5 protein-coding genes are annotated in these 6074 nt (G+C 54.9%); 3 read left to right on the top strand and 2 right to left on the bottom strand.

Annotated elements, in window-relative coordinates:
• On the bottom strand, positions 1–1302 hold a 1302-nt coding region (locus tag ACZCED_RS24655; RefSeq protein ID WP_464862087.1), incomplete at its 3' end, for a sigma-54 interaction domain-containing protein.
• A gap of 579 nt (positions 1303–1881) precedes the next feature.
• Here ACZCED_RS24655 and ACZCED_RS24650 point away from each other — a divergent pair.
• Positions 1882–2103 carry an amphi-Trp domain-containing protein gene (locus ACZCED_RS24650; RefSeq protein WP_464862086.1) on the top strand — a complete coding sequence of 74 codons (222 nt, stop codon included), beginning with the start codon at positions 1882–1884 and terminating at the stop codon, positions 2101–2103.
• 12 nt (positions 2104–2115) lie between these two features.
• On the opposite strand, the gene ACZCED_RS24645 is transcribed toward ACZCED_RS24650, so the two are convergent.
• Positions 2116–3288 carry an aminotransferase class I/II-fold pyridoxal phosphate-dependent enzyme gene (locus tag ACZCED_RS24645; protein WP_464862085.1) on the bottom strand — a complete coding sequence of 391 codons (1173 nt, stop codon included), beginning with the start codon at positions 3286–3288 and terminating at the stop codon, positions 2116–2118.
• A gap of 279 nt (positions 3289–3567) precedes the next feature.
• On the opposite strand from ACZCED_RS24645, the gene purM reads away from it, so the two are divergent.
• Both purM and tsaD read left to right on the top strand, forming a co-directional pair.
• Positions 3568–4614 (top strand): phosphoribosylformylglycinamidine cyclo-ligase, encoded by a 1047-nt coding sequence (purM, locus tag ACZCED_RS24640; protein WP_464862084.1) that lies wholly within the window; start codon positions 3568–3570, stop codon positions 4612–4614.
• A gap of 377 nt (positions 4615–4991) precedes the next feature.
• Positions 4992–6002, top strand: a complete 1011-nt coding sequence (gene tsaD, locus ACZCED_RS24635; RefSeq protein ID WP_464862083.1) for a tRNA (adenosine(37)-N6)-threonylcarbamoyltransferase complex transferase subunit TsaD — start codon at positions 4992–4994, stop codon at positions 6000–6002.
• Positions 6003–6074 lie beyond the last annotated feature (72 nt).

The raw sequence follows: 6074 nt of genomic DNA, 5'->3' as shown, positions 1-6074 counted from the left end.
CAGTGGTGCAGCATCCAGTTGCAGACGGCTGCTTTGAGTATTTATGACGGCCCGCTCGATCACATTTTCCAACTCCCGGACATTGCCAGGCCAGGAATGTTCGCGCAGTTGACGTATGGTGGCCGAAGGTATCGATTGTATACGTTTGCCGAGTTTTCGACTGATTTTACGGGTCATGTGTTCGGCCAGCTGCCTGATGTCGTCTCCTCTTTCTCTTAACGGAGGTAAGGAGATCGTAAACACATTCAGGCGGTACAACAAGTCCATTCGAAACTTTTTAGCGCGGACCTCGGCTTCGAGGTCCCGGTTGGTCGCGGCGATTACGCGCACATCCGAATGGATTGTCTTGGAACTACCCAATCGTTCGAACTCACCGTCTTGAAGCACTCGCAACAATTTGGCCTGCAATTCCAAGGGAAGTTCCCCAATTTCATCCAGAAAAAGCGTCGCCCCATTGGCCAGTTCGAATCGCCCAACGCGCTTTTCGAGTGCATGGGTGAAAGCCCCCTTTTCATGGCCGAATAGTTCCGATTCGATCAGTTGGGTTGGCAATGATGCGCAATCTACCTTGATAAGAGGGCGCTCCCGCCTTTGGCTTGCGTTGTGGATAGCGCGGGCAATGAGTTCTTTACCAGTGCCGGTTTCACCTTGAATTAAAATTGTGGTGTCTGTTGGAGCGACCTGTTGCACCCGAAATAAAACATATTGCATTACTTCGCTGTCACCGATGATTTGACTATAGTCATGAGCCTGATTGATCTCTTCATGCAAATAGGTAAAATCGGCCTCGAGCTGGTTCTTGAGTGCTTTGATTTCTGAATAGGCTTTCTGCAACCGCCGTTCAGCACTTTTGCGTTCGCTGATGTCGATACCAAACCCCATAAGGACCGGTTTCTGATCGATTGTTGTTCGCACAGCAGTATAAACGTGGGGAATTTTTTTTCCACTCTTGGTTAATAGTGTGGCTTCTACCGTTACCTCTCCTTTGTTAAAGGCTTTCTCTGCAGCAGCCTCTATTGTTCGATGTTCCTCCTTGCCGAAAAAATCGGTAGGAAGCATGTCAGGGTATTCATCACCAGAATACTCGGTGATTTCTTCGTGTCTGCGGTTCCATCGAATTAATTGAGGCCGTTCATCCCAAATATAGAATGTGCCCGGTAGCTTATCCAGAATTTGATCCAGCATCTTCTTTTCTGCTGAAAGGACTTTGTTTTTTTCGCTTAGGCGTGAGATCTCTTGATTCAGTTCAGCAATCTTATATTGAAGACTTTTGAAATCGGATTCTTCAGTTGGCTTTCCCATGATTGACTATTCCATTGAGTTGAAATTCGAATATTGATGAGGGTATCCAAATTTGAAAAAGACGATGAACCCTGAGACTGGTAAATAGATACCATTTCTGCCGTTTTATGAAAAGACGGTCATCTTTTTAGGACCTGTTCTCATTTAATCAAAGGATAAGGTGTTAACCGCGATGAATAGTTGCTGCCAGAATAGCCTTTCAAAAGCAATGTACGCTCTGGCTATCCCACAAAAACTGACCCCACCGGAATTTGGTTTAGCTTGCCAGTATGCCGCAAAGTATTAGGTTTGTAATACAATCCTAAGCATCACTACATCTTGTTGCGGCTGAACTTCCAGTTAATTGCAGATTTCATTAGGAAAAAGAATCTATCACAGAAATGTCGTGACCTGAGATGTATTGAGAATTTCTTCATTCCTGAACTGCAACGGTTTCCGACTATCCTCGGCGAAACCACCATAAAGCACTGCGAAAAGAACCCTCCTCCCCTGTCAACGGATTTCTTTCCCGCGAGCCGATTCGGTGCTATGATCCGCTTCATATTCACTGCCTTCCACCCTTCAACCAAGGAGAGCGCCATGCCGAAAAAAGCAGACCGGGACGTCGAGAAGACCTATACGGTAAAGCAAACGGTGGCCAAATTGCGGCGACTGGCCGATTGCCTGGAGACAGGCAAGCCGTTTGTCATCCAAGTGGCAGGCGAACGCATCGGGGTGCCGGCAACGGCCGTTTTCAACATTGAACACGAACGGGAGGGCGAGGCGCAAGAACTCGAATTTCAGTTCAAATGGACCCACTGAAGGCAGCCAGGCTCAGCCCGCCATGACTTTACGGATACCCCTGACCGCCTGGCTGATGCGCATGTTGTTTTCGATCAGGGCAAAACGCACGAAATCGTCACCGTATTCACCGAAGCCAAGGCCCGGCGATACAGCCACCTGGGCCTCGCGGATCAGAAATTTGGAAAACTCCACGGACCCCATCTGGCGGTACTGCTCGGGAATCCTGGCCCATACGAACATGGTTCCTTTGGGACTTTCGATCTCCCAACCGACCCGGGAAAGGCCCGATATCAGGGCGTCGCGCCGGGATTGATAGGTGTCGCGGATCTCGGCCACGCAATCCTGGGGGCCGTTCAAGGCAATGATGGAGGCGATCTGGATAGGCTGAAAAATACCGTAATCCAGGTAACTCTTGATTCGTTTCAAGGCGAAGATGGTTTCGGGGTTGCCCACGCAGAATCCCACCCGCCACCCGGCCATGGAGTAGCTTTTGGACATGGAAAAAAATTCCACCCCCACCTCCTTGGCGCCTTTGGCCTGCAGGAAACTGGGGGCCTGGTACCCGTCGTAGGTCAGGTCGGCGTAGGCAAAATCATGAATCACCATGATGTTGTGTGCCTTGGCGAAATCCACCACCCGCTGAAAAAAATCCAGCTCAACCACCTCGGTGGTGGGGTTATGGGGGTAGCTGAGCACCAGGACCTTGGGCCGGGGCCAGGTCTGCTTGGTAGCCTGGATCAGGTTCTCGAAAAAATCCTCGTCGGGCCCCGCCGGTATCCCCCGCACGTCGCCGCCGGAGATGATGGACGAGTAGGGATGGATGGGATAGGTGGGGTTGGGCGCGAACACCACGTCTCCGGGCCGGATGGTTACCAGGATCAGGTGAGACATCCCCTCCTTCACCCCAATCGTGACGATGGCCTCGCTTTCCGGATCGATGTCCACATCGTAGCGGCGCTTGTACCAGTCGCAGATGGCCATGCGCAGCTTGGTGATGCCCATGGAGGCCGAATAGCGATGATTGCGCGGGTTCTGGGACGCCTCGGTGAGTTTGTCGACAATGTGCTGGGGCGTACCGATATCCGGGTTGCCCATGCCCAGATCGATGATGTCTTCCCCGGCGCGCCGGGCCTCCATCTTAATCTGGTTGACGGTGGCGAACACATAGGGCGGCAAACGGTCCAGCCTGGCAAATCGGGTCATGATTGATTCCTTTTCTTCAGCTGTATGTCAGAAAACCCCTGATTTTTTAGAATAAGTATAATAGCCGGTCGAAATTGTCAAAAAATTATTGCCTGGATTAGCAAGTGACGGCGGAGCGGACCATCCCGCACCACCGCCCCGCTGGCCCCACCTTTGTCAGCTGGGTTTGCGCGGATGCCAGCCTGCCGGCATCTTCGGAATGAGTTTGACTTTTCAGCGGCATCAGATTAGTTTTACGCGAATTTTCAAACCAGCCGAATACACGCCAGGAGTGTGGAAATGAAGAAAAAACTGACCTACGCCGATGCCGGCGTCGACATCGAAAAGGCAGACAACCTTGTCGAGACCATAAAGAAAATTGCCAAAAAAACCCGACGAACCGGCGTCATGGGTGAAATCGGCGGATTCGGCGGCCTCTTTTCTCTGAATACCGCCAACATGAAAAACCCGGTACTGGTCAGTTCGACTGACGGGGTGGGCACCAAGCTGAAGATCGCCTTCCTCATGGACCGCCACGACACGGTGGGCATCGACCTGGTGGCCATGTGCGTCAACGACATCGCCGTGCAGGGCGCCAGGCCCCTGTTTTTCCTGGACTACCTGGCCACGGGAAAACTGAAGACCGGTACGGTCACCGACATCGTCAAGGGTGTCGGCGACGGATGCATCCAGGCCGATTGCGCCCTCATCGGTGGAGAGACCGCCGAGATGCCCGGTTTTTACCGGGAGAACGAATACGACCTGGCCGGTTTCGCCGTCGGTATCGTTGACAACAGCAAAATCGTCGACGGCTCTGAGATCCGGCCCGGCCACCAACTCATCGGGATCGCCTCGAGCGGACTGCACAGCAACGGCTATTCCCTGGTGCGCAAGATCTGCTTCGAGGTGCTGGGGCTGACGGTGGACAGCCACGTTCCCGAACTGGGCAAACCCCTTGGAGAAGAATTGATCACCCCGACGCGGATCTACTCGGAAACCATCCAGTCCCTGGTCAGGGACCTGCCCATCCAGGGATTGGCGCACATTACCGGCGGCGGCATCATGGACAACATCATCCGGGTCATCCCCCAGGCCTGCGGCATCGCCGTCAAAAAAGGATCCTGGGACATCCCGCCCATTTTTCCGTTTTTGCAGGAAGCCGGGAATGTGGATGATAAGGAAATGATGCGCACCTTCAACAATGGAATCGGGCTGGTGGCCGTGGTTCCCGAAGAGAGCGTCCAGGAGGTGCTCAACCGCCTGACCGGCAGCGGTGAAAGAGCGTGGGCGATCGGCGAAGTGACCAAGACCCGCAAGAATGCCCGGAGCCGGGTGCAGTTGGTATGAAAACGGCGGTCGGAGGACTGAGCTCGGAGGTCTGATTCTGGCCGATATCGCGATTTGGCGTGTTTTAAGGAAATCAGCAATTGGGAAATTGGGTTAAAAAAATTGCCTCACCATTGACCCGGCTGTTTCAATGGATCGCCGAGGGTCAGAAAAAGCAGCCGGTCTGCCGTACCTGAGCGCCCGGCGGTCGGCGCCCCGGTCCGGGGCCTGAGAAGCACAAGGGACAACAACGATAATTGATCGACGAAGAAGAGAACAGCTTCAACCGGAACGGCCGAAGCAGGTGGTGGCGGTTCCGGTTTTTTATTGAACCGCGATAGCGAGCGAACGGGGAATCGAAATTCATCCTTACGGTGAATCGACTGGAACGTGTCACCATGATTGTACTCGGTATAGAATCCTCATGCGACGAGACGGCCGCCGCGGTGGTAATTGACGGCCATGACGTCCGTTCGTCGGTGGTGGCCTCGCAGGTGGCCGTCCACCACCCATACGGCGGCGTGGTGCCGGAACTGGCCTCCCGCAAGCATATCGAAGCCATCGTACCCGTTGTCGAAGGCGCCATCGCCAGGGCCGGCATCACGGCAGACCAGATCGACGGCGTGGCCGTGACCCAGGGACCCGGCCTGATCGGATCGCTGCTGGTTGGCTTCTCCTTTGCGAAAGGCTTTGCCTACGGACATAAAATCCCGTGGATCGGTGTGGATCACCTGGATGGGCATATCAATTCGGTGTTCCTGGAACCGGACCCGCCCCCCTTCCCCTTCGTGGCGCTGCTGGTTTCCGGGGGTCACACCAGCATCTACCATGTCACCTCCCACCGGGAATTCCACATCCTGGGGCAAACCCGCGATGACGCGGCCGGCGAAGCCTATGACAAAGTGGCCAAAATGCTGGGATTGGGCTATCCCGGCGGCATGGTGATCGATCGGCTGGCGGCCCAGGGCGACCCGGAGAAGGTTGTCTTCACGCGGCCGTTTCTCGACAAGGACCAGTTCGATTTCTCCTTCAGCGGGATCAAATCGGCGGTCAGCCGTTACATCCAGACCCACCCGGATACCTGCCAGGAGGACCAGGCCCACATTGCCGCCGGCTTCCAGGCCGCGGTGGTTGAAGTGCTGGCGTATAAGGTCATCCACGCGGCAAGAGAAAAAGGCTGCCGCCACCTGGCCGTGGTCGGCGGTGTGGCCGCCAACCGGGGCTTGCGGACGGTCGTCACCCGCGATGCCGCCGAGGCCGGCATCGCCGTTCACATCCCATCCCCTGACCTGTGCGGGGACAATGCCGCCATGGTAGCCGCAGTGGGCTACCATCGGCTCAAGGCCGGTGAGTGCGCCGGCATGGATGACGATGTCTACTCACGCGTAAAATTCAGACCGGACTGCTGAGAGCTGAGAGCTGAGAGCTGAGAGCTGAGAGCTGAGAGCTGAGAGCTGAGAGCTGAGAGCTGAGAGCTGAGA

The organism is Desulfosarcina sp. (genome assembly GCF_055467485.1).
The sequence above is the reverse complement of the archived record's forward strand: the minus strand, read 5'-3'. Positions and strand labels throughout refer to the sequence as shown.